The sequence below is a fragment of the Sinorhizobium kostiense genome, assembly GCF_017874595.1.
GTDB classification, from domain to species: domain Bacteria; phylum Pseudomonadota; class Alphaproteobacteria; order Rhizobiales; family Rhizobiaceae; genus Sinorhizobium; species Sinorhizobium kostiense.
In genome coordinates this window covers 388,275-411,181 of the sequence record NZ_JAGILA010000001.1, presented here as the reverse complement: position 1 = coordinate 411,181, position 22,907 = coordinate 388,275, and the positions used below count along the sequence as shown (strand labels likewise).

Annotated in this window: 17 protein-coding genes, 1 riboswitch and 1 other annotated feature; of the genes, 8 read left to right on the top strand and 9 right to left on the bottom strand. The window is 63.5% G+C overall.

Going from position 1 to position 22,907, the window contains the following annotated elements; genetic code table 11:
- Window positions 1–94 precede the first annotated feature (94 nt).
- The 6 genes from J2Z31_RS01815 (at window position 95) to J2Z31_RS01790 (ending at window position 8,010) form a co-directional block, all read left to right on the top strand.
- Complete coding sequence (locus tag J2Z31_RS01815) at window positions 95–766, top strand: DUF1236 domain-containing protein (protein WP_209600166.1); 672 nt, start codon at window positions 95–97, stop codon at window positions 764–766.
- 479 nt (window positions 767–1,245) lie between these two features.
- Complete coding sequence (locus J2Z31_RS01810) at window positions 1,246–2,202, top strand: TAXI family TRAP transporter solute-binding subunit (RefSeq protein ID WP_209600165.1); 957 nt, start codon at window positions 1,246–1,248, stop codon at window positions 2,200–2,202.
- A 68-nt stretch (window positions 2,203–2,270) separates the two neighbouring features.
- Complete coding sequence (locus tag J2Z31_RS01805) at window positions 2,271–4,385, top strand: TRAP transporter permease (protein WP_209600164.1); 2,115 nt, start codon at window positions 2,271–2,273, stop codon at window positions 4,383–4,385.
- On the top strand, window positions 4,382–4,756 hold the full coding sequence (locus J2Z31_RS01800) for a DUF1850 domain-containing protein (protein WP_209600163.1): 375 nt from the start codon (window positions 4,382–4,384) through the stop codon (window positions 4,754–4,756). The genes J2Z31_RS01805 and J2Z31_RS01800 overlap by 4 nt, the downstream gene beginning before the upstream one ends.
- Window positions 4,757–4,810: 54 nt before the next feature.
- Window positions 4,811–6,676 (top strand): sensor histidine kinase, encoded by a 1,866-nt coding sequence (locus J2Z31_RS01795; protein WP_209600162.1) that lies wholly within the window; start codon window positions 4,811–4,813, stop codon window positions 6,674–6,676.
- Window positions 6,673–8,010 carry a sigma-54-dependent transcriptional regulator gene (locus tag J2Z31_RS01790; protein ID WP_209600161.1) on the top strand — a complete coding sequence of 446 codons (1,338 nt, stop codon included), beginning with the start codon at window positions 6,673–6,675 and terminating at the stop codon, window positions 8,008–8,010. The genes J2Z31_RS01795 and J2Z31_RS01790 overlap by 4 nt, the downstream gene beginning before the upstream one ends.
- A 7-nt stretch (window positions 8,011–8,017) precedes the next feature.
- Here the strand turns inward: J2Z31_RS01790 and crcB are convergent, their stop codons facing one another.
- Together crcB and J2Z31_RS01780 are read right to left on the bottom strand one after the other, a co-directional pair.
- Window positions 8,018–8,407 carry a fluoride efflux transporter CrcB gene (gene crcB / locus J2Z31_RS01785; RefSeq protein WP_209600160.1) on the bottom strand — a complete coding sequence of 130 codons (390 nt, stop codon included), beginning with the start codon at window positions 8,405–8,407 and terminating at the stop codon, window positions 8,018–8,020.
- Window positions 8,408–8,586: 179 nt separating this feature from the next.
- Window positions 8,587–8,663: riboswitch (Fluoride riboswitch) on the bottom strand.
- Window positions 8,664–8,974: 311 nt separating this feature from the next.
- Window positions 8,975–10,189, bottom strand: coding sequence for a glycosyltransferase family 4 protein (locus J2Z31_RS01780; RefSeq protein ID WP_209600159.1), 1,215 nt, complete (start codon window positions 10,187–10,189; stop codon window positions 8,975–8,977).
- A gap of 188 nt (window positions 10,190–10,377) precedes the next feature.
- On the opposite strand from J2Z31_RS01780, the gene J2Z31_RS01775 reads away from it, so the two are divergent.
- Window positions 10,378–12,921 (top strand): NAD-dependent epimerase/dehydratase family protein, encoded by a 2,544-nt coding sequence (locus J2Z31_RS01775; protein ID WP_209600158.1) that lies wholly within the window; start codon window positions 10,378–10,380, stop codon window positions 12,919–12,921.
- 14 nt (window positions 12,922–12,935) lie between these two features.
- Here J2Z31_RS01775 and J2Z31_RS01770 read toward each other — a convergent pair whose 3' ends face one another.
- The 7 genes from J2Z31_RS01770 to araD all read right to left on the bottom strand — a co-directional run bounded on the left by J2Z31_RS01770 (window position 12,936) and on the right by araD (window position 22,054).
- Complete coding sequence (locus J2Z31_RS01770; RefSeq protein WP_209600157.1) at window positions 12,936–13,508, bottom strand: hypothetical protein; 573 nt, start codon at window positions 13,506–13,508, stop codon at window positions 12,936–12,938.
- Between the two features lie 130 nt (window positions 13,509–13,638).
- Window positions 13,639–15,483 carry an ATP-dependent zinc metalloprotease FtsH gene (ftsH, locus tag J2Z31_RS01765; RefSeq protein ID WP_209600156.1) on the bottom strand — a complete coding sequence of 615 codons (1,845 nt, stop codon included), beginning with the start codon at window positions 15,481–15,483 and terminating at the stop codon, window positions 13,639–13,641.
- A gap of 316 nt (window positions 15,484–15,799) precedes the next feature.
- The gene (locus J2Z31_RS01760; protein ID WP_209600155.1) at window positions 15,800–16,000 is read right to left on the bottom strand and encodes a DUF2905 domain-containing protein; all 201 of its coding nucleotides are present in this window, start codon (window positions 15,998–16,000) and stop codon (window positions 15,800–15,802) included.
- A gap of 83 nt (window positions 16,001–16,083) precedes the next feature.
- Entirely contained in the window at window positions 16,084–17,316 is a 1,233-nt protein-coding gene (locus tag J2Z31_RS01755) for an MFS transporter (protein ID WP_209600154.1), read from the bottom strand.
- 114 nt (window positions 17,317–17,430) lie between these two features.
- Window positions 17,431–18,921 carry a SulP family inorganic anion transporter gene (locus J2Z31_RS01750; RefSeq protein WP_209600153.1) on the bottom strand — a complete coding sequence of 497 codons (1,491 nt, stop codon included), beginning with the start codon at window positions 18,919–18,921 and terminating at the stop codon, window positions 17,431–17,433.
- Window positions 18,922–18,989: 68 nt separating this feature from the next.
- Window positions 18,990–19,045 (bottom strand) — a sequence feature (sul1 is cis-regulatory element that is thought to sense ions involved in sulfur or methionine metabolism; They are found in Alphaproteobacteria).
- Between the two features lie 126 nt (window positions 19,046–19,171).
- Window positions 19,172–20,212, bottom strand: coding sequence for a glycoside hydrolase family 25 protein (locus J2Z31_RS01745; RefSeq protein ID WP_209600152.1), 1,041 nt, complete (start codon window positions 20,210–20,212; stop codon window positions 19,172–19,174).
- A 117-nt stretch (window positions 20,213–20,329) separates the two neighbouring features.
- Complete coding sequence (araD, locus tag J2Z31_RS01740; protein WP_209600151.1) at window positions 20,330–22,054, bottom strand: L-arabinonate dehydratase; 1,725 nt, start codon at window positions 22,052–22,054, stop codon at window positions 20,330–20,332.
- Between the two features lie 76 nt (window positions 22,055–22,130).
- Here araD and J2Z31_RS01735 point away from each other — a divergent pair, with 76 nt between their 5' ends.
- Window positions 22,131–22,853, top strand: coding sequence for a FadR/GntR family transcriptional regulator (locus J2Z31_RS01735; protein WP_209600150.1), 723 nt, complete (start codon window positions 22,131–22,133; stop codon window positions 22,851–22,853).
- The last annotated feature ends 54 nt before the right edge of the window (window positions 22,854–22,907 follow it).

The window sequence follows — 22,907 nt, the reverse complement described above, 5'->3', positions numbered from 1 at the left end:
TGTGACACGCATGAGGCGTAACTGCCGCGGGAACAAAGGTTCCATCCGGGTGGTTTGGATACCGAAGGGACTTTCGGGACTGGAGAATCTTTCCATGACAAATATCCTCATCAAAAGTGCAATTGCCTTGAGCCTGGGGGTCGCCTACGGACCTGCTTTCGCGCAGACCGAGCAACCGGCGCAGGGCCAAGCAACCGAGTGCCCGGAGGGGACCGAATGTCCGCAAGGTGGAGCGGTTCAGGAAACGCAACCTGACGCTCAAGGCGGGGCCGCACAGACTGAACAGCAGTCCGGAGCGGAGCAAGGCGCAGCCGAAACTGAGGGCGCGGATCCGGCGCAGCAGCCGGAAACAGACGCCACCCAGCAGCAGGGGCAGGCCGAATCCGGGACGCAGCAGCCCGCCGAGGGCGAGAGCCAGCAGCAGGAGGGCCAGACCGGTACCGAGCAGCAGCCGGCCGAGGGCGAAACTCAGCAGCAGGAAGGTCAGACCACGGAGCAAACCACGAACGTCGACGTGACGGTGGAGCAGAAGACGGAAATCACACAGGTCATCCGTGAGGAAAAAGTCGAGCCGATCGATGTCGACTTCGACGTTTCCGTGGGCGTGGCAATTCCGGAGACTGTCAAGGTGAAGCTGAGACCTCTGCCGGAGCGAATCGTCCGGATCGTCCCGGCATACGAGGGTTTCCTGTTCTTCGTTCTGGCGGACGGCCGGATCATCATCGTCCATCCATCGACGCTGGAGATCGTGCTGATCATCGTCTAGCTGAGCATCCACGCGGACGAGCGCCGCTTCCCTCGAACGAGAGGCCTGTCCCAGTGGACAGGCCTCTCCGCGTCAAGTGCGGTTCAGAAAAAGCCCGAGCCAATCTTCCCAGCAACGCGAACGAGGGTTCGACTCAGTTCGCCGAGCGGCTGACGAACAGAAACCCCTGTGCAATTTGCGACCAAAGGCGTGCTGAAGACGCTGGGCTCGGCCCTGCGGCTGAAGCGAGGGCAGCCAAGCGGCGTTTCGCCCGCAAGAAAGCTTCAGCAACGAGGCGCCACCCGACATTCCATTGAAAGCGGAATCTTGCCAGCGGCCAGGAAGAGTCTGGCGGAATTCCGCCAGACTGGAGGTGCGGTTTGTTTCCGCCCTTGCAAATTCAAGCATTTAGACTTGGCCCGCATCTTGCTACTCTATTGACGCGGTCCGGTTCCGCGAGAGCCGTGCTCCGCCCAACGGAAATGGATGGGAGGAATTCTATGAATCCGATACTCAAACGCGCCGCTATCGCGGCAATCGCAAGCACGTCCATTGCCCTTTCGGCAGCTTCGGCCAAAGCGGACGAGTTCATCAATGTCCTGACGGGCGGCACCTCGGGCGTGTACTATCCGCTCGGCGTCGCGCTTTCGAAAATCTACGGCGAGAAGATCGAAGGCGCGCGCACACAGGTGCAGGCGACGAAGGCCTCGGTCGAGAACCTGAACCTGCTACAGCAGGGCCGCGGCGAGATCGCCTTCGCTCTCGGTGATTCCGTCAAACTTGCCTGGGAAGGGAACACCGAGGCCGGCTTCAAGGGGCCGCTCGACAAGCTGCGCGGCATTGCCGCCATCTATCCGAACTACATCCAGATAATGGCTTCCAAGGAATCGGGCATCAAGACCGTTACGGATTTCAAGGGCAAGAGCCTTTCCGTTGGCGCGCCGAAGTCCGGCACGGAACTCAATGCGCGCGCAATCCTTGCAGCAGCCGGCATGAGCTATGACGATCTCGGCAAGACCGAATACCTTCCGTTCGCGGAGTCCGTGGAGCTGATGAAGAACCGTCAGCTCGACGCCACGCTGCAGTCGGCGGGCCTCGGCGTTTCCTCCTTCAAGGATCTTGCGACCTCCGTCGACGTGCAGATGGTTGCGATCCCCGAAGAGATCGCCACGAAACTGGGCGCACCCTATGTCGCCGCCACCGTTCCGGCCGGCACTTACCAGGGCCAGGACAGCGATGTACAGACGGTGGCCGTGGTGAACTTCCTCGTCACCCATTCGGAGGTCTCCGACGAAACCGCGTACCAGATGACCAAGCAGCTCTTCGAGAACCTGCCGGCCCTCCAGGCGGCGCACAGTGCAGCGGCGCAGATCCGCATCGAGGAGGCGCTGAAAGGCATGCCCGTTCCTCTCCATCCGGGGGCCGAGCGCTTCTACAAGGAAAAGGGCCTGCTCTGACGCGACGGGCGGCGGCATAACCACAAACGCTATGCCGCCGCACATGCTCGGATTTTCGGGAGGGATCCATGCTCGACAGCAATAACAAACAAGACCAGATCGCAGCGGCGGAGTTGCACAGGCACGACGCCTTGACGCAGGTCTTTCCAAAGACCTGGGAGGGGCGGGTGTTGTTTGCGATCGCGTTCGCCTTCTCCGTTTTCCAGATCGCGACCGCCGCGCATCTCATCGACCTGCCGAGCCAAATCGTGCGGGCGGTTCACGTGGGCTTCGCCACTGTGCTTGTATTTCCCCTGCTCACGCTGCCTTCGGGGCGCGTCGGCCTTGCCAAGGCCATCGCCTGGGGTTTGGCCCTCCTCGGCGCCGCGGTTGCCTTCTACCAGTGCTATGAATACGCGGCCTTGCTTGTCAGAGCGGGCGACCCCCTGCCGCGCGACATCGTCATGGGCGTCCTTGCTCTCGCGGTCGTGTTCGCCGCCGCCTGGGCCCTGATGGGCCCGGCCTTACCGATCATCTCCGGGCTTTTTCTCGCCTATAGCCTTTTCGGAGAATATCTGCCGCCGCCGCTCGACCATCGCGGCTACGATTTCTCGCAGGTGATCGACCATATGGCCTACGGAACCGAGGGCATTTACGGCATCCCGACCCTGGTGTCGTCGACCTACATATTCCTCTTCATCCTCTTCGGCGCCTTCCTCGAAAAGGCTGGCATGATCCGGCTCTTCACCGACGTTTCGCTGAGCTTCGTCGGCAGCCGACGCGGCGGCCCGGCGAAGGTGGCGATCGTCTCCTCCGGCCTCATGGGCACCATCTCCGGATCCGGCGTCGCCAACGTCGTGACCACCGGTCAGTTCACGATCCCGCTGATGAAGAAGTTCGGCTATCGGCCGGCCTTCGCGGGCGGCGTGGAGGCAACGGCCTCGATGGGCGGTCAGATCATGCCGCCGGTCATGGGCGCGGTTGCCTTCATCATGGCCGAAACGCTCGGCGTCGAATATCACGAGATCGTCAAGGCCGCGATCATCCCGGCGATCCTCTATTTCGCCTCTGCCTTCTGGATGGTCCACCTGGAGGCGGGCAAACACGGCCTGCTCGGTCTGCCGAAAGCGGATCTGCCCTCGGCCAAGGCGGCGATCGCCGAGCAATGGTATCTGATCCTGCCTCTGGCGGCTCTGGTCTGGCTCCTGTTCTCCGGCTACACGCCGCTATTCGCCGGGACAGTCGGTCTCGCCTTCACTGGGCTCCTTATCCTCGGCAGCTCTGCTGCCCTCGGCCTTCCCGCCGGCATCATCCGAATCATCTTCTGGATCGGCCTTGGGCTCGTCGCGGCGGCTTTCTTCCAATTCGGCACCGGCGTAGTCGTTGCCGCCCTGGCGCTGCTGATTGCCGGTAACGCGCTTTCGAAAGGCGGCCGGGAGACGCTGGTCATCTGCCGGGATGCACTCGCCGAGGGCGCCAAGACAGCCTTGCCGGTGGCGGTCGCCTGCGCGCTTGTCGGCGTGATCATCGGCACGATGACATTGACCGGCGCTGCCAACACGTTCGGGCAATTCATCGTCTCCGTCGGCGGCAAGAGCCTGTTCCTCTCGCTGCTCCTCACAATGGTGACCTGCCTCGTGCTCGGGATGGGCATCCCGACGATCCCGAATTACATCATCACTTCCTCGATTGCCGGGCCGGCGCTCCTGGAACTCGGCGTGCCCCTCATCGTCAGCCACATGTTCGTTTTCTATTTCGGCATCCTCGCGGATCTGACGCCGCCTGTCGCGCTCGCCTGCTTCGCGGCGGCGCCGATCGCGCGCGAAAGCGGGCTCAAGATCGCGATCCAGGCGATCAAAGTGGCAGCGGCAGGCTTCGTCATCCCCTTCATGGCCGTCTATTCCCCGGCGCTCATGCTTCAGGATGGTGGCGCCACCGCCGCGGCTATCGGCTACCCCGCTGCTGTCGGCTATATCGTCGTGAAGACCGCTGTTGCGATCGGCCTCTGGGGCGCCGCGGTGATCGGCTTCCTCGCCGTCCGGCTCGGCATCGTCGAGCGGGTGCTTGCGGCCGCTGCCGCCTTCACCTTGCTGGCTGCCCTGCCGCTCACCGACGAGATCGGCTTTACACTGGCCGCCTTGTTCGGCCTCATCGTCTGGCGCCGTGCGCGAGCGGCGGACAAGCCCGCCCCGAAGGTCGCATGAGTGCGCTCCTCTGCATCGCCGCGGGCAAGGCCCTTGCCATTGGCGCCGGCCTCTTCACCCTGAGTTGGACCCATTCGGTCGAGAAGACCGAATGGCAGGAGCGCTGGGCGGTCACGCCCCAAGGCCTCGTTCTTCGGGAGGCGCGGGTCAAGGGTTCCGGCGCGGGTATGGAGCCGGGCGAGAATGCCCACCGCGAGGGTGGCTGGTGGGTCTGGACGCCGGACCTTCCGCCGCTTCGCGAACTGGTGCTTGCGGCCTCGGGGGCGACCGCCTCCGGCTGGAGGCTCTGCGACGCCGCCGGCTGCCGCGAGCTCGGCGGGCGCAAGCAGGAGCCGATCGTGCTCAGGCCGTGCGGCAGCAAGAAGCGTTAGGGTGAACCAACGCGCATCTCGTGTTCTCCGTCGCGGCAAGAGGCGCTACATTCGATGCATCGATTCCAATCTAACGAAACCCGCGGCAGGCAGGCCGGCTCGGCAATGATGCGCAATATCGGCAGAATGACGGTGCTGATGCTGGTCCTTACCTGCATCTTGCCGTTCGTCGCCTATCACCTGGCAGGCGGTGCCGCGATCAGCGCACTCGAGGGTCAGCTTCAGCGCAGCCTGGTCCTCACAAACAGAGGGATCGCCACAGAAATCGAGCGCTTCCGCTATCTGCCGCTCGTCATAGGCGAGGATGCCCGCATACGCGCCCTTGCCGACCGCAAGCGAAGCGCGGCCGCTCTCGCGGCGGCGAACCTCTATCTCCAGACCGTGGTGAAACAGGCCGGCGCTGCGGAGCTCTACGTGCTCGACGACCGCGGCATCGCGCTTGCCGCCAGCAATTTCGCAACGCCCGAAAGCTTCGTCGGCCACGACTACAGCTTCAGGCCGTATTTCCAGGATGCGCTTCTGACCGGCGAGGGACGCTATTACGCAATCGGCGTTACCACCAGGAAGCCCGGCTATTTCCTGACGTCGCGGATCGACGTGCCCGGCCACCCGCCAATCGTCGTGGTCGTCAAGGCCGATCTGCTGCCGCTCGAAGTGGCCTGGAAGGCGGCCGGCGTTCAGACCGCGATCGCCGACCGATGGGGCATCGTCTTCCTTTCGGGCAATCCGGACTGGAAGTACCGGCCGCTGTCTGCGCTTTCCGCTGAAGCCCTTGAGCGGCTTCGGAAAGAGCGGACTTACGATGGCGCAGATCTCGGCGCGACGGCGCCGATCCTGCCGCAAAGCGTGACGCCGCCGGCGGGCGAGACGGATGCGCCGGCGCTACAAGTGGAGCAGGGCGGTCAGCAACTGCTGGCGAGGTTCTCGCGCGTCGAGCCGGACGGTTGGCTGGTGCTGGCCGCCACGAGCACCGCGGACACCGGCAAGGTAGCGGGTTTCTGGGCGCTCGCCGTCCTGATCGCCGGCCTTGTCTCGACCGGCACGCTCTATTTTCTCCACCAGCGCACACTCCTGATCCGGATGCGGCTGCGCCACAGCGAGATGCTCGAGCAGAAGGTGGCGGAGCGCACGCAGGACCTCGCCCGCGAGATCGACATGCGCAGGCGCACGGAGGACGAGCTTCGCCGCGCGCAGGAAGGGCTCATCCATTCCGAGAAGATGGCGGCCCTCGGCCGCATGTCGACGGCGATCGTGCACGAGGTGAGCCAGCCGCTCGCGGCGCTCGAAACGACGCTCGCGACCGCCGGCGTCCTGGCCGAGAAGGAGGCGGCGGACAAGGTCGGCGAGCGGCTCCTGGATGCGCGTGCCCTCGTCAAACGGATGCAGCGGACGGTCAAGCATCTGAAGACCTTTGCCCGCAAGGACGCCTCCGATCTTGAGGCGGTCAACATCGATACCGTCATCCGCAATGCGATCGATCTGGCAGTGCCAAGGGCAAAGACGCTCGGCCTCACGCCAGCACTCGAGGCCGAGGGACCGGCCCCGGTCGTGACGGCCGTCGCGGTCAAGCTCGAACAGGTGATGCTCAATCTGATTTTGAATGCGCTCGACGCGGTCGAGGGCAGGCAGACCCCGTCGATCACCGTACGGCGGGCAGTGGAGGCCGGCCGGGTGTCGGTCGCCGTAATCGACAACGGCTCGGGCATCGCGCCGGAACATCGCGACCGCATCGCAGAGCCATTCTTCACCACCAAGCTGACGGGCGAGGGCCTTGGCCTTGGCCTTTCCATCGCTACCGCGATCGTTCAGGAATTCGGCGGTGAGTTGATATTTGCGGAAGCCCCCGGTGGCGGCACGATGGCGACCGTTTCGATGCCGCTTGACAATCGCCCCGCCCTGCCGCTCGAGGCGGCGCAATGAGCCGCGGACGAATTCTCCTCGTCGACGATGATGGCGACCTCCTGAAGGCTGCCGCCGATTGGCTCGAGGTCAGCGGTTTCACCGTGTCCGCCTTTCCTCGCCCCGAGGAGGCGTACCAGCAGGTGATGCGCGAGGATCCGGACGTCGTCGTCACCGACATCCGCATGCCGGGCGTCGACGGCATGACGCTGTTGAATTCGATCGTCCGGCAGCGGAGCGACGTGCCGGTCATTCTGATGACCGCCCATGGTGACGTCACGCTGGCGGTCAAGGCGATGAAGCAGGGGGCCGAGGACTTCATCGAGAAGCCCTACGATGCCGATCATCTTCTTTCCATTCTCGATAAGGCCGTCGAGAAGCGCCGGATGAAACGGGAGATCGGCCGCCTTCAAGGGCTCGTTCGGGAGGGTGGCGGCGCCGAGATCGTCGGCGACAGTCCGGCTATCCGGGATCTCCGCAACCGTGTCCGGACGCTCGCGGACGTCGATATCGACGTCCTGATCATCGGCGAGACCGGCACCGGCAAGGAACTCGTCGCGCGGTCGCTGCATCGGCAAAGCCGCAGGTCCGCCGGACCTTTCGTCGCGATCAATTGCGCGGCGCTGCCCGAAAGCATCTTCGAAAGCGAGGTCTTCGGCCATGCGAAGGGGGCCTTCACCGGTGCGCTTTCGGACAGGGAGGGCAAGTTCGAACATGCCGCGGGCGGAACCGTCTTCCTGGACGAGATCGAATCCATGCCCCTGGCCCTGCAGGCGAAGATCCTGCGGGTGCTGCAGGAGCGGACGATCGAGAGGCTCGGCGAAAACCGCCTGCGACCGGTCGACATACGGATCGTCGCGGCCGCGAAGAGCGACCTCTCCGGGGAGATCGCTGCCGGGCGCTTTCGCGAAGACCTCTTCTATCGGCTTGCGACCGTCGACGTGCGGATACCGCCGCTTAGAAACCGCAAGGAAGATATCGGCCTGCTGTTCGGCCACTTCGCCTCGCTTGCCGCTCATCGCTACGGCCGCGCCGAGCGAAGCATATCCGCTGATCTCATGGCGCGGCTGCGGCAGGAGGACTGGCGCGGCAATGTTCGCGAACTCAAGGCGCACGCCGAACGCTTCGCGCTCGGCCTAAACGAGGCCTTTTCGGGCGACGAGGGTCCGTCGACTGGCGATGCCGCGAGCCTGCCCGAACAATTGGCGGCGTACGAGGCCGATCTGATCCGACGGGCGATCGAGGAGAGCGAAGGCAACACCGCCAAAGCGGCCGCAAGGCTAGGCATTCCTCACCGCACGCTCAACGAAAAAATCGCCCGCCTCGGTTTGCGGCAGAGGCGAACCGAGCTTTGATGCTTCTTCAGGCCGCCTGCCCTTGCACGAGCAGGCGAACGAGCACCAGGCCGGCAACGAGACCGAGGAGCGAGAAGGCGACTGACGTAGCGGCGTAGCTTGCCGCCGCGAGCCACTGGCCGCGCTCCCAAAGGCTGATCGTGTCGAGCGAGAAGGTGGAGAAGGTGGTGAAGCCGCCGAGAAAACCGGTCGTCAGGAACAGCCGGACCTCCTGCGGCAGTTCGCTCTTCAAGGCGAAGTATTCGGCAAGCAGCCCCATCGCCAGGGAGCCGAGAACGTTCACCGTTAGAGTCCCATAGGGAAAGGCGACGCCGAGCATGCGTGCGGCGATCTGGTTGACGCCGTGGCGCATCGCGCCACCCAACCCGGCGCCAATAAAAACGATGAGATAGGGCATCAATAACACCTTGTTGGAGCTATGCTTTTCAATGTTCACGCCGTCACGGGTGCTTGGCTCGTCGGAGCGCGCATAATCCCGCGATTGGATATCATCCCAGTGAGAAGCAACAGGCGGGGAGGCACAGCGGGGGGCAGTTTGGCTCGGCTCAGGCACGACTCTACTCTCTCGCTCAGCGACAATGAGTAGGAGTCATCAGCTTCGACTGGGAAGCGGTTCGGCCTGACGCCCGGTAGATTCCATTACCGATGCGCTCATTACAAGTAGGTCGGCGATCCTGTCAATACCGCCGACCCACGAGGGGGATGATCGCGTCGAGAAGATTACGGCGACCGTTCGGTTCCCAGGCGGCGCCGGACAAAGTGGCCGAGCGGCCGCCGCATTAACGCGGTCCTGCGCCGGCTACAGCGCCGCGCGTCTTATCAGACGCGCAAAGGTCGCTGTCGCACCTTGAAATGCTGCATGTCTTTGTCCTTAAATCGAGGTCGATTTAAGGAGACATGCAGTAGAGGTTTTAGGGGTCGCGAGCGCATGTGAGCGCATCGCGCTCCAGCCGGGCAACGCCACCTACCGGCCGGAGCGATGCCCGATCGCGTCTCCGGCGGCGCCAGACGGATCAAGCATCACCGGCACCGCGGCACCTGGGGTGGCCGGCCAGATTCTCGGTTCCTCCGCCGGCAGGTCCTGCCTTTCCCGTGGGCGCGGTGCCACCTCCCTTTCCCTTATTGCTTGTTCCACGCGTTCCCGCGCACGGACGCCCGGAAGCGCACGATAGATGTCCAAGTAGTCGCGCGTCATGCGCTCCGCGGTGAAGCGCCGCTCGAAAGCTGCCCGCACCTTTCGTCTATCGAGCGCGAGCGCTAGCCCCAGTTTGTCGACCGCTTCCGCGACCGTGTCGACCAGTATACCGGATACGCCATCTTCGATGACTTCGGGGGCTGCGCCGTAGCGGAAACCAAGTACGGGAGTGCCGCAAGCCATGGCTTCGATCATTACAAGACCGAAGGGCTCCGGCCATTCGATGGGGAACAGCAGCGCCGCTGCTTCGCCGAGGAAATCCGCCTTCTGCCGCTCGTCGATCTCACCGATGAATTCGACGTTGGGATGGCGCTCGACAAGTGGCTTGACGACCGCCTCCCAATAGGCGCGGTCCTGGGCGTCCACCTTCGCAGCCATCTTCAGCGGCATTCCGGCCCGCGTCGCTATCTCGATCGCCCGGTCGGGCCCCTTTTCCGGCGAGATGCGCCCGAGGAATGCCAGATAGTTGCCGTCGGGCTTGTCCTTGAACGGCAGCAGCTTGCGATCGAGACCGTGGTAGACGGTGCCTCTCCAGTTGACCGGCGAGATTGGTCGCCGCTGGTCATGCGAAATCGACACCAGCGGAACGTCCGGAAAGGCGCGGTAGAAAGGCTTGAGATCCGGCAGATCGAGACGCGTGTGCAGGGTGGTGACTGTGCGATCGGCAAAATCCCTGACGAGCGGAAAGTGCACGAGGTCGATGTGAAAATGCAGGACGTCGAATTCATTCGCGCGCCGGCCGACTTCTTCCAACTGGACGATAGTGTAGGGGAGGAAGTCCTTGACGTCCGAATTCAACCTGAGTGCGACGTCGCAACAGCGCACGAGCTCGGCACTCGTGATCGAGTCGCCGCTCGCAAACAGGGTAACGTCATGGCCGAGCTTCACGAGCTCTTCGGTAAGGCAATAAACAATGCGTTCCGTTCCGCCGTAAAGTTTTGGGGGAACCCTTTCTGCAAGAGGGGCTATTTGTGCAATCTTCATTGCAATACTCCTGTTGTGAGGCGGCGTCGAAGGCGGGATGCATTCAATCGACGGCCGGCACGATCTCACCTGCAACAATTGCCGAGAGCCTCCTCTTGTTCCCGGCGGCGGCTGCCTAAGCCGCAGAACAGGCGGAACTTCCCGTCTGATGAGACGTTTGCGAAACGAACTCCCGCAAAGGTTTCCAGATGCCGACAGAGACTACTCGTCCGACTGTGCTCATCACCGGTTCGAGCGGCTTCCTCGGACAGGCCATCGCCCGCGGCCTCAAAGAGCGATACGCAGTGATCGGCTTCGACGTGGCATCGCCGAAGAAGGCACAGCAGAACTTCGAAACGATCGAGATCGATCTCACCTCCGACGAGAGCGTGAAGGAGGCGGTCGAGGCGGTACGTGACCGCAGCGGCGGGCGCCTGGCCTCCGTGATCCATCTCGCCGCCTATTACGACACGACGGGCGAGGACAACCCGAAATACAAGGCTGTCAACGTCGACGGGACGCGCCGCCTGCTCGCCGGATTGAAGAGCCTCGACACGGAGCAATTCATCTTTTCCAGCACCCTGCTCGTCCATGCGCCGAGCCCGCAGAAGGGTGTGTCTATCGATGAGGACTCACCGCTCGATCCCGCTTGGGCCTATCCGCAGTCGAAGGCGGAGACTGAAGCGGTGATCGCCAGGGAACGCGGCAGCATCAAGGCGGTCATCCTGCGGCTTGCCGGCGTCTATGACGAGGATTGTCGCGCCGCCTTCATCGCGCAGCAGATCGCCCGCATCTTCGAGCGGCTCCCGACGGCCTATCTGTTCAGCGGCGACCTTGAGGCGGGGCAGCCTTACCTGCACAAGGACGATCTCGTCGATGCTTTCGTGCGCGCCGTCGATCGCCGAGCCGAACTGCCCGACGAAAGCGTGATGCTGATCGGCGAAGAGCAAACCCTCTCCTATGGCGAGTTGCAGGGAACCTTCGGGAAACTCATTCACGGGGAGGATTGGCGCACCTACGTTCTGCCTCAGGGGCTCGCCAAGGCCGGCGCCTGGATACAGGCGGAGGTGCTCGACCAGGATACCGACATCAAGCCCTGGATGATCGAGAGTGCCGACGATCATTACGAGATCGACATCTCCCGCGCTCGGGCGCTCCTGGGGTGGGAGCCGAGGCGAAGCCTCGTCGGCACCCTGCCGGAGATGACCCGGCGGCTGAAAAAAGACCCGACCGACTGGTATCAAAGGAACAAGCTGGAGCCTTTCGCCGTCGCTGCTACGACGCCCGAGATCGAGCAGGCCGGAAGGCGGCTTCGCGAGCCGCTCGAGCGCGGCGACGAAGAGGTCGAGGCCGCCATCGAGCGCCACCGCCTGTTTACGCTTTGGGCGCCCCTGGCAAATGTGGCACTGGGCCTGTGGCTCCTCGCCTCGCCGATGACGCTCGGCCTCTTCGATCCCGTCGAGGTTCCTCCCCCGCCCGCGCTCGGACACGAGCTTGCCGACGCCTCGATCCGCAACGCGCGCCTGGGCATGAGCGAAATCGTCTCCGGCCTGCTCGTCATAACCTTTGCTTTTCTGGGCATGTACCGGCGCTGGTCCTGGGCCCAATGGATCACTTCCGGCATCGGCGTCTGGATCATGTTCGCGCCCCTCGTCTTCTGGACCACGAGTGCCGCCGCCTATGCTCTCGATACGCTCGTCGGCATGCTGATCCCGGTCTTCGCCGTGATGATCCCGCCAACCCCAGGGATCAGCCGGCGGGCGCTCGCGGCCGACGACGACCGCCCGCTCGGGTGGAGCTATTCGCCTTCCTCCTTCACCCAGCGCATGCCGATCGTCGCACTCGCTTTCGTCGGCCTCTTCGTCTCACGCTATCTCGCTGCCTATCAGATGGGGCATATCGACGGCCTATGGGATCCGATCTTCGGGCCGGGCGGGGCTCCGACCGACAATGGCAGCGAGGCGGTTGTGACATCGTGGGTGTCGAAGGGTTTCCCGATCGCCGATGCGGGCCTTGGTGCTTTCGCCTATGCGCTTGACATTCTTGCCGGTTCAATCGGCGACCGCCGGCGGTGGCGCACCATGCCATGGATGGTGCTGCTCTTCGGCCTGCTGATCATCCCGCTCGGCGCCGTCAGCGTCTCGTTCATCATCATTCAACCGCCGCTGATCGGCGCCTTGTGTACGCTCTGCATCATTCAGGCGGCCGTCACCGTCGTGTTGATCCCCTATTCGGTCGACGAGGTGCTGGCGGCTGTGCAGTATCTGTGGCGGGCGAAGCGGGCGGGCGAACCCTTCTGGCGGACGTTCTGGGCGGGCGGTCCGGCGCTCTCGGAAAACCAGACTCCGGGACTGGATCTCGATCGACCGGCAGCCGAGGTGATCAGGGAATTCGTCACCGGAGGCGTGAATTTTCCCTGGACACTGGTCGCAAGCGTTCTGCTCGGGGTCGTATTGCTGGCGACGCCGTTGATCTTCGGCAGCGAACCGCCGCTCTATCACAGCGACCACGTCGTCGGCTGTCTCGTGATCATGATCGCGGTCACGGCGATGGCGGAGGTCGTCCGGCCCTTGCGTTTTCTGAACGTGGCACTCGGCGCGTGGGTTGCGGCATCGCCCTTCCTGCTTTCGGGGGGCGGGATGGTCGCCATCGTCTCGGATATGGCGATCGGGTTGGCGCTCATCCTACTCAGCCTGCCGCGTGGCACGCGCAGCGAAGAGCACTATGGCGGCTGGGACCGGGCAATAATCTAATCGGCAAAGCGAAATCACGATATCTCCGACATGACTTCCAGGCGGCGCACGCCCCACCAACCGCCGATCCAGGCGGCCACAGCGCCGAGCAGCAGGGAGAAAAAACCGAAGAAGGCGCCGGTCGAAACCATGGCTGCGGCCGTCTCTGCGGTCTCGACGGTGCGGCCGGCATCGCCCACCACGGCGGAGAGGCCACCCAGTGCTCCGCCGACCAGGGCGCCCGCGGATGTGCTCAACAGGTAGACGACGATCAGCGTCGTCACCGCCCAGGCAGTCAGGCCATGAAGGACGCCGGTCGTCGTGCCGGCCCGGCCCGAGAGACGGCTTGCCGCGAAACCGCCGGTCAGGGCTGCGATTACGCCTGAAAGCGCAAACCAGAGGCCGCTTGCGATCGAGACGCTCCCGCCTCCATCAAGATCGAAAACGGCCGCGCCGACGCCGACCCCAAGCAGGTTTAGAAGAAGCTGCACCGCGAGCGCCAACGCAACGCCGGCGAAAATTGCCGGCCAGGAGACCCTGTTGACCGCCACGAGTACGGAGGGCTCGGTGGGCGCCGCGGGGGACGGTTTATAGAGCGGATCGGTCATCTCAAGTCCTTCGAATGTCTCTGCTCGGCGGTAGCTTCTAACCTTGCGCGAATGGATTCGTTCCTGCCGGGGACGCTGCGGCAGGTCCGCAGGCAGGACCAGCTGCGCGTCAATTCTCGGGCGTGGAGGCTCAGGCCTGCCGGGCGACGGTTTCCGTCGCCGGCTGGTCTCGACCATCGGCGAGGCTGCGCAGCTCGTCTTCGGTGATTGTCTCCCGCTCGAGAAGAAGCTTGGCCGACCGCTCCAAAAGAGCACGCCGCTCCTTGAGCAGCGCGACAGTGCGCTCGAATGCATTGTCGACGATTCTACGGACTTCTTCATCGAGGATTGCTGCGGTCTTTTCGGAATAATCCCGCTCGCTGGGGCCTTGGTAGACGGGATCGGGTGTCAGCAGCGACCGGCGATCGCGCTCGAGCGCGACATGGCCGAGTTTCTCCGTCATGCCATAGCGAGCAACAATGGCCCGGGCGATGTCGGTCACCTTGACGAGATCGTCGGATGCCCCCGTCGAAAGATGGCCGAAGACCAGCCACTCGGCGGCGCGTCCGCCGAGCAGTACCGCCATCTTGCTTTCCAGTTCCTCCTTCGTCATCAGGAACCGATCCTCCGTCGGCCGCTGGATCGTGTAGCCGAGCGAACCGATGCCGCGCGGAATGATCGAGACCTTGTGCACGGGATCGACGCCCGGTAGCGCCATCGCCACCAGTGCGTGGCCCATTTCGTGATACGCGACGATCTCGCGCTCCCGCGGATTGAGCAGCCGGTTGCGCTTCTCGAGGCCCGCTATGATGCGTTCGACCGCATTGTTGAAATCGTCCATTGTGACCGCATCGCCTTTGCGTCTGGTTGCAAGAAGCGTTGCCTCATTGACGAGATTGGCGAGGTCCGCACCGGTGAAGCCTGGCGTCAGCGCCGCGATTTGCTCCGGCTGCACGTCGGCCGCAAGCTTCGCCTTCTTCAGGTGAACGTTGAGGATCTGCACGCGGCCCTGCTTGTCGGGGCGGTCGACGAGGACCTGGCGGTCGAAGCGCCCGGCGCGCAGGAGCGCCGGATCAAGGATCTCCGGCCGGTTGGTGGCGGCAAGCAGCACAAGCCCGGTCGAGGGATCGAAGCCGTCGAGCTCGACCAGCAATTGGTTGAGGGTCTGCTCCTTCTCGTCATGTCCTCCGGCCATCGGGCCGATGCCGCGGGCGCGGCCGAGCGCATCGAGCTCGTCGATGAAGATGATCGCGGGAGCCTTCGACCGGGCCTGCTCGAAGAGATCGCGCACCCGGGCGGCGCCGACGCCGACGAACATTTCCACGAATTCCGAACCGGAAATGGAGAAGAACGGCACGCCGGCTTCACCGGCGACGGCTCGTGCAAGAAGCGTCTTGCCGGTACCGGGCGGCCCGACCAGCAGGACGCCTTTCGGCATCCGCCCGCCAAGGCGTCCATAGCCCTTTGGGTCCTTGAGGAAGTCGACGATTTCCTTCAACTCGTCCTTCGCCTCGTCGACGCCGGCGACGTCCTTGAACGTCACGCCCGTGTCAGTCTGGACATAGATCCTCGCCTTCGATTTGCCGATCTGCATCAGGCCGCCGCCCATCCCGCCGGCCATCCGCCGCAGCACGAACATCCAGATGCCGATGAAGACCACGGCCGGCAGGACCCAGGAAAGCAGGTCGCGAAGGAAGGTGCTCTCGACCTGACCGCTGACGACGACCCCGTGTTCCTGCAGTTGCGCCGCGATACCCGGCTCGACCCGGGTCGTGATGAACATCGGTTTGCCGTCCTGCGGGGTCTTGAACGTGCCCTGGATATATTGGTCCGAAACGGCAACTTCGGCGATCTTGCCCCCTTCGAGATAGGTCTCGAATTGGCTGTAGGGAATCTGCGCCACTTGCGTTGCGGTGGTGAAGATGTACTGAAACAGCATCAGCGCGAAAATGGCCGCTATCCAGTACCAGATGTTGAACTTCGTCTGCTTGTCCATCTTGCTGACCTGTCCGGCTGCAAAGGCACCTGCGTCAGCGCGCGAATGCAATGGGCGGATCCGCGCTCCGCCGTAAAACCGAAACGCCGCTGGAACGACGCCGGTTCCCCGGCAATGCTCGGCATCCCAAGGCAAAGGTTTGCGCGCAGCCGCTTCGTCGGTGCAATCCTGCAGCGCCGCGCGTCTCATCAGACGCGCAAAGGTCGCTGTAGCCCTTTCATCGCTGCATGTCTTTTTCCTTAAATCGAGGTCGATTTAAGGAGACATGCAGTAGGCGACAGACAGTCTAATGGCTACCCTGGCGTATGTGCTCGGGCTAGCGATTGACCAGCCAAAGAGTGACGGAGAGGAGGACGCTGAGTAGAAGCCCGGTGGTGATCGGGATGTAGAGGGTGAAATTCCCGCGCTCGATCATGATGTCGCCTGGGAGCCGCCCAAGGCCGACGCGCGTGAGCCACGGCCAGAGGAGCCCGACGGCGACGATAACGAGGCCGATGATGATCAGCAGTCGCGACATGACTCAATCTTACGCAACTGGCCCGGCAATATCCACGGCCGCAACAGTAAGTGGAAGATCATTCGGGTAGCTGTTCGCAATCGTCACGCGACCTTAGGCGACGGCAGGGTATTCCTCGCCCGAACTTCGGTCCTGACGGCGTTCATCAGCAGGACGCCGAGCAGGCAATAGACACCCATGGCCGCGATCTGCCACGGATAGGGCACGCCCGCATCGATGAGAAATCCGGTGAGACCCGGCCCCATAGCAGTGCCGAACACCATCAGCGCGACGATGATGGCCCTAATGCTTCCGAGATGCTTGATGCCGTAGATCTCCGGCCACAGCGCCCCGAACAGCGTCGTCGAAGAACCGAGAGATACGCCGAGCAGTCCCATGAAGACGAAGGCGCTCCACTGCGCGTCGACAAAGGCCAGGACGAAGCAGGCGGCGGAGAGCGGCACGAGATAGAAGGGGAGAATGTCGACGGCCGAGTAGCGGTCGACCAGATAGCCGCTCATGAGGGAAGAGACGACGGTCATCGATGACGAGACGATGAACGCGCTTGCGAAGATCTCGATCGACCATTGGCGCAATTCCACGAGGTAGACCTGGTGAAAGAAGATGGTCGTCGCGATGAAGCCCGGCGCGAGTACGCCCAGGAGCGCCAGCCAGAAGGTAGGATCACGAAGGACCTCCGAGCGTGTCCAGTCGCGCAATGCGGATCTGCGTTCCGGGCCGTCGCTGGCGCTTGGCATTCGTTCGATCCGCAAGAGGAAATAGATGGCCGGCAACCCGATGAGGAGGATGGCGGCGGCCGAGAGAAGCCAGGTGTTGCGCCAGCCGACAAGGGGTACGAGCGCGACCAAGGCGAGCGGAAACAGCGCCTCGCCCGCCTGATTGCCGAGGCTTGCCAGTGAAACCGCACGACCACGCTGCGCGGAAAACCAGCGCGCCATGGCCGTCATCGCGTTATGAGTCATCATGCCCTGCCCGAAGAGGCGCAGCAGGTATACCGTCACAAGGAGCCAAACCCAATTCGACGCAAAGCCCATTGAGATCGTCGCGATCGCCAGCACAGGCAGGGTCATGAGGAGGACATTGCAGGCCCGGATGTGATCGACGATCCGCCCGAGTTGGGGAAGCGTGAGCGCACTCAGGAGGGTGGCGCCCATGTACAGCATGCCGAAGGCGCCGTGGCTGAGGCCGTATTCCCGTCGGATATCACCTGCGGAGAGCGAGATGAAGAATGTCTGCCCGAAGGAGGAGAAAAAGCAGAGCAGGAATCCGCCGGCCAGCCAGCGACAGTTTCTCACGAGAAAGGTCGAAAACGGCATGTTGTTCTCGCTTGCAGGTGAATGTGGCGGCGTTTATCCCCGCCGTCGGGGCGGCTTCAGGGCTTCCTCGTTCCGAGCCCTGGGCCGAGTCCGATCGACCCAGGGTCATCTGGTCTAGTGGGCCGGCGCCGCCACCGCCACATCTTCCTTCTTGTCATGCACTGCGAAGCGGTCGAGCATGTGGGCGCTCGCTTCGTTGAGGCCGATGACCTCGACGAAGACGCCGTGGCGGCGGTATTTCAAAACCACTTTGTCGAGGGCGCCGACGGCCGTGATGTCCCAGAGATGCGCCTCGCTGATGTCGATCACGACCTTCGCCAAGGGCTCGGCGAAATCGAAGGCAGCGATAAACGCTTCGGTCGACGCAAAGAAGATCTCGCCGTCGACATGATAGGTGCGCACCTTGCCGGTCTCGTCGAGCGTCGAGCGGACATGGAAGAGGCGTGCAACCTTGCCGGCGAAGAACACTCCGGAGAGGAGCACGCCGACCAGGACGCCCTTCGCGAGGTCGTGCGTGCCGACGGTCGTGACGACTGTCGCCAGCATGACGACGGAGGACGGCAGGGGATTGCGGCCAAGGTCGAGGATCGAGCGCCAGGAGAATGTGCCGATCGACACCATGATCATAACGGCAACCAGAGCCGCCATCGGAATGATCCGCACGAGCTCATCGAGAACGAGGATGAGGAAGAGGAGGAACGCGCCGGCGACGAAGGTCGAGAGCCGTCCGCGTCCGCCGGAGGTCACATTGATGACCGACTGCCCGATCATGGCGCAGCCGCCCATCCCACCGATCAGACCGGAGGCGATGTTGCTCGCCCCCTGGCCGATGCATTCCTGGCTCTTGCTGCTCGTGGTATCCGTCATGTCGTCGACGATCTGCGCGGTCAGGAGCGACTCGAGCAGCCCGACGGCGGCGAGCGCGACCGAATAGGGGAAGATGATCTGCAACGTCTCGAGTGTCAGCGGCACCTGCGGCAGGGCGAGGATAGGCAGGCTCGATGGCAATTCGCCGAGATCGCCGACCGTGCGGATATCCATGCCGGTCCAGTAGGCGACCGCGGTCAGAACGGCGATTGCGACGAGAGGCGACGGGACCGCCTTCGTGAGATAGGGAAAGAGATAAATGATCGCCAATCCGGCGGCGATCATCGCATAGGTCACATGCGGTACGCCGATCAGTTCCGGAAGCTGCGCCATGAAGATCAGGATGGCCAGTGCGTTGACGAAACCGGTAATGACCGAGCGCGACACGAAACGCATGACCCGGCCGAGTTTCAGGAAGCCGGCGGCGATCTGGATCAGGCCCATCAACAGGGTCGCAGCGAAGAGATATTCGAGGCCGTGGTCCTTGACGAGGGTCACCATCAGCACGGCGGTGGCGGCGGTCGCCGCCGAGATCATGCCCGGACGGCCGCCGGCGAAGGCGGAAACACAGGCAATGGCAAAGGAGGCGAACAAGCCGACTTTCGGATCGACGCCCGCGATTACGGAGAAGCCGATTGCTTCCGGAATGAGGGCAAGCGCCACGACGATGCCCGAAAGGACGTCACCGCGGATGTTTGAGAACCATTCGCGTTTGTAGCTGGCAATTGTCAATTTCATGATTTTCTTCGCAAAAGTAGTGCACCAGGCCGGCGGGAGGTCCGGCAAGCTATGGTTTGATGCTGTTGCGTTGTCTGGCGGATCGGCGGCCAGAAGAGCCACCCGGAGTTTCACCGGGTCCAGGGCGAATGGCGCCGTTATAGGGAACGGCCGGGCTGGACGCAATGGCCTATTGTGCATTGCCGCAATTGCAGCGGCGAGCCAACGTGCAGCGATGAAAGTGGCCGCCTTCGATGGCTCCGGTCAGCGTTCAGGTGGAGCGCGCCGCCACCCAGGCGTGCCAGTCCTCCTCGCTGCCATGGAAGACATTGAGGTCGATCCTGCCGTCGACGCCGTGCGACAGGCCGGAACCGGAATATTGCCAGAAGATCCATTTGCGGCCGGGATAGACCTTGGACGGATGGGCGGCCACCGATCTCAGCCAGAAAGGATGGTTTGGAAAGGCGCCGTCGAGATTGTCGCGATAGAAATCCGGTGCGGTATAGATGATCGGCCGCTGCCCGTAATGGCGCTCGAGCTTGTCCATGAAGACCTGCATCTTCTCCCGCACGCGCGCCGGCGAGAGGCGTCGCTTGCAGCTCGATTCACCATTGTATTCGACGTCTATCACCGGCGGCAGCGCATCGGCCTCCCTTGGCACGTTACGGATGAACCAGTCGGCCTGCTCGCCTGCCGTCCGGCACCAGTAGAAGAAGTGATAGGCGCCGCGTTTCAGACCGGCGGCCTGTGCCCGGCGCCAGTTCTTCTTGAACATCGGGTCGAGATGGTCGCCGCCATCGGTCGCCTTGATATAGGCGAAGTTCGCGCCCCGGCTTCGAAGCTTCGCCCAATCGATTTCGCCCTGCCAACGGGAGACGTCGACGCCGTGGACGGCAAGTTTACGCGGCGATCTCTTGCCGAAATTGATCGGTTTGGCATCGCGGAACTGCTGGCTATAGACGCGCGAGCGCATGCGTGCAGCCGGGCTGTTCGCGGGATTCTCCGGGGTGACGAACGCGACGGGCCGCGCGTTCGGTACCGGCATACCGGCTTCCCGCTCCATGGGTGCGAAGGCCTGCGAATCCGGAACCGGCCCCGCCCAGGCAAGCGCCTCTTGCGACTCGGCCGGCGCTGTCGCCGGACCCACGGCTGCGGAAGGAACGGGGGCAGGTACCGCAAGCGCGGGCGCAACGGAGCTCGTGATTTCTTTCGACGACCGCGGCGAAAGGACGCTTTCGGGGCTGGAACTTGATGCGCAGCCTGCGAGGATCAAGCAGGTGAGGAGGACGGCTGGCGTGGCTGATGAACGCATGAGGACCCGTTACGCGATGACAACTGTCGGCTGCAGCGCTCGGTGACTGCGCGACCATTGGTCGGAAAGGCTAACGGGAAATTGCCAACAAAGATTGAATCAGGTCCGGGCTCGTCCTTAGTGTATCTCGGGTTCGGGCAGTTTGTGCGGCGACTGCAGGAAGGTGAAGTCGCAACCGTCCGGCGCCTGCTGGATGTGCTCGGCATGCATCTTCAAATAGCCGCGCGAATAGTCGCGCGCGGGCGGCTGCCATGCGGCAAGCCGGAGTTCGATCTCCGCCGGATCGACCTCGAGGTTGATAGAGCGCTTGGCGACGTCGAGCGAGACGATATCGCCGTTGTTGACCGCGGCGAGCGGTCCGCCGACATAGGCCTCCGGTGCCACGTGCAGGATGCAGGCGCCATAGCTGGTGCCGCTCATGCGGGCGTCGGAGATGCGCACCATGTCACGCACGCCCTTTCTGAGCAGTTTCTTCGGGATCGGCAACATGCCCCACTCCGGCATGCCCGGCCCGCCGACCGGCCCGGCATTGCGCAGGATGAGCACGGTATCGGCGGTGACGTCGAGATCCTCGTCGTTTACCGCCCGCATCATCGAGTCGTAATCGTCGAAGACAAGGGCAGGACCGCGATGCTTGAGGAGCGCCGGGTCGGCGGCGGCGGGCTTCATGACGCAACCGTCCGGGGCGAGATTGCCCTTGAGGATCGCCGTGCCGCCGCGCGGGGCAACCGGATTGTCGAGCGGACGGATGACCTCCGGCAGGTGAACCTCGGCGTGTGTTATCGCCTCGCCGATGGTGCCGATGACGTTGCGCTCCTCAAGATGAAGCAGCGGCTGCAGGCGCTTCCAGAGCGCCAGCAGACCCCCGGCATAATGGAAATCCTCCATCAGGAACGCCCCGGTCGGGCGGATATTGCAGAGCACCGGCACGTTCTCCGACATGCGGTCGAAGTCGTCGAGTATCAGAGGCACGCCGCAGCGCCGCGCCATAGCGATCAGGTGGATCATCGCGTTCGTCGAGCCGGCCATCGCCATGTGTACGACAAGCGCATTCTCGAAGGCCTTGGCGGTCAGCATGTCGGAGGGTTTCAGGTCCTCGAAAACCATGTCGACGACGCGGGCGCCGGAAAGCGCCGCCATTCGCGAGTGGCCGGCATCGGCCGCTGGTATGGTGGAGGCGCCGGGGAGACAGAGACCGAGCGTTTCCGCGAGTGCCGTCATGGTCGAGGCGGTGCCCATGGTCATGCAGGTGCCGAAGGAGCGGGCAATGCCGCGCTCCATCTCGTTCCATTGCAGTTCGGAGATCAGCCCCGCCTCCTTGTCCGCCCAGTATTTCCAGACATCGGAGCCAGAACCGAGCGCCTGACCGCGATAATTGCCGCGCAGCATCGGCCCGGCCGGCACGAAGATTGTCGGCAGGTCGACCTGGATCGCGCCCATGATCGTCGCCGGAGTGGTCTTGTCGCAGCCGGCGAGCAGCACCACGCCGTCGACCGGGTGCGAGCGAATGAGCTCTTCCACTTCCATGGCGAGAAAGTTGCGGTAGAGCATCGTCGTTGGCTTCACATAGGTTTCGGCGAGCGACATGGCCGGCAGTTCGACGGGGAAGCCGCCGGCCTGCCAGACGCCGCGCTTGACCTCCTCGGCCCGGGCGCGCAGATGCGCATGGCACGGGTTGATGTCGCTCCAGGTGTTGATAATCGCAATAACAGGCTTGCCGGCGATTTCCCGCTGATCGTAGCCCATCTGGAAGAGCCGGGAGCGGTGGCCGAAGGAACGCAGGTCCTTTGCGCCGAACCAGCGAAAGCTTCTAAGATCTTCTGGAGACTTGCGTTTGGCCATTGGCGACCTCCTTTGCATTCCGCATCGGCTCGGCTAAGCTACACCTGTTCAAAAAAATGACAGGCGAGACAAGCGATTGAACGACGTGACGTTGAAGTTGAAGCCGGCGCGGCGCGAACGCCTCGCCGACGTTCTCTACGGCCAGATCCTCGAGCAGATCACCAGCGGAGAACTTGTCGAAGGCGCGAAACTGCCGTCGGAGGCCCGGATCTGCCGTGATTTCCAGGTTTCCCGGCCGGTGGTGCGTGAGGCGCTGATGCGGCTGCAGGCGGACGGGCTCGTCGTCTCGCGCCAGGGAATCGGCACCTTTGTGAAAAGCCGCCCGTCGAGCAAGCTCACCGATTTCGCGGCGTCCGCGGATATTGCAAGCTATCTCCGCGCTTTCGAGCCGCGGCTGGCGCTGGAGGCGGAATCTGCGGCACTGGCCGCGATGCGCCGCACCAAGGCGCAACTCATTCAGATCGGCGAGGCGCTGGCGGCGCTCGAAACCGCCTTTTCGCGCGGCGAGTCCGGTTGGGAGGAGGATTTCGCCTTTCATCTCGCCGTGGCGAGGGCGGCTGGCAACGAGCTTTTCCCGCGTCTGCTTGAGGAGTTGCGCGATATACTGAGCGGCTCGATGCGCATGGCGCTCGGCCTCACGCGGCATGGCTCGGACGACCGGCGGCGGCGCGTCCTCGAGGAACATCGGAAGATCTTCGCGGCCATCTCCAGCCAAAACGCCGATCTCGCGCGCCTCTACATGCGCCATCACCTGACGGAGTCCCGCGCCCGCATCACCGGCTCCTACGGCGATCTTTAGTCCATTCGGGCGCGTGGGAGTGCATGCCTGCCTCGCGTTCTCCGTCACCGGTTG

Coding starts and splice junctions, on each gene's coding strand:
- ftsH (WP_209600156.1), bottom strand. CDS start 15,483: ATGGACAAGCAGACGAAGTTCAACATCTGGTACTGGATAGCGGCCATT.
- J2Z31_RS01795 (WP_209600162.1), top strand. CDS start 4,811: ATGCATCGATTCCAATCTAACGAAACCCGCGGCAGGCAGGCCGGCTCG.
- J2Z31_RS01770 (WP_209600157.1), bottom strand. CDS start 13,508: ATGACCGATCCGCTCTATAAACCGTCCCCCGCGGCGCCCACCGAGCCC.
- araD (WP_209600151.1), bottom strand. CDS start 22,054: ATGGCCAAACGCAAGTCTCCAGAAGATCTTAGAAGCTTTCGCTGGTTC.
- J2Z31_RS01805 (WP_209600164.1), top strand. CDS start 2,271: ATGCTCGACAGCAATAACAAACAAGACCAGATCGCAGCGGCGGAGTTG.
- J2Z31_RS01745 (WP_209600152.1), bottom strand. CDS start 20,212: ATGCGTTCATCAGCCACGCCAGCCGTCCTCCTCACCTGCTTGATCCTC.
- J2Z31_RS01780 (WP_209600159.1), bottom strand. CDS start 10,189: ATGAAGATTGCACAAATAGCCCCTCTTGCAGAAAGGGTTCCCCCAAAA.
- J2Z31_RS01810 (WP_209600165.1), top strand. CDS start 1,246: ATGAATCCGATACTCAAACGCGCCGCTATCGCGGCAATCGCAAGCACG.
- J2Z31_RS01760 (WP_209600155.1), bottom strand. CDS start 16,000: ATGTCGCGACTGCTGATCATCATCGGCCTCGTTATCGTCGCCGTCGGG.
- crcB (WP_209600160.1), bottom strand. CDS start 8,407: ATGCCCTATCTCATCGTTTTTATTGGCGCCGGGTTGGGTGGCGCGATG.
- J2Z31_RS01755 (WP_209600154.1), bottom strand. CDS start 17,316: ATGCCGTTTTCGACCTTTCTCGTGAGAAACTGTCGCTGGCTGGCCGGC.
- J2Z31_RS01800 (WP_209600163.1), top strand. CDS start 4,382: ATGAGTGCGCTCCTCTGCATCGCCGCGGGCAAGGCCCTTGCCATTGGC.
- J2Z31_RS01815 (WP_209600166.1), top strand. CDS start 95: ATGACAAATATCCTCATCAAAAGTGCAATTGCCTTGAGCCTGGGGGTC.
- J2Z31_RS01790 (WP_209600161.1), top strand. CDS start 6,673: ATGAGCCGCGGACGAATTCTCCTCGTCGACGATGATGGCGACCTCCTG.
- J2Z31_RS01775 (WP_209600158.1), top strand. CDS start 10,378: ATGCCGACAGAGACTACTCGTCCGACTGTGCTCATCACCGGTTCGAGC.
- J2Z31_RS01750 (WP_209600153.1), bottom strand. CDS start 18,921: ATGAAATTGACAATTGCCAGCTACAAACGCGAATGGTTCTCAAACATC.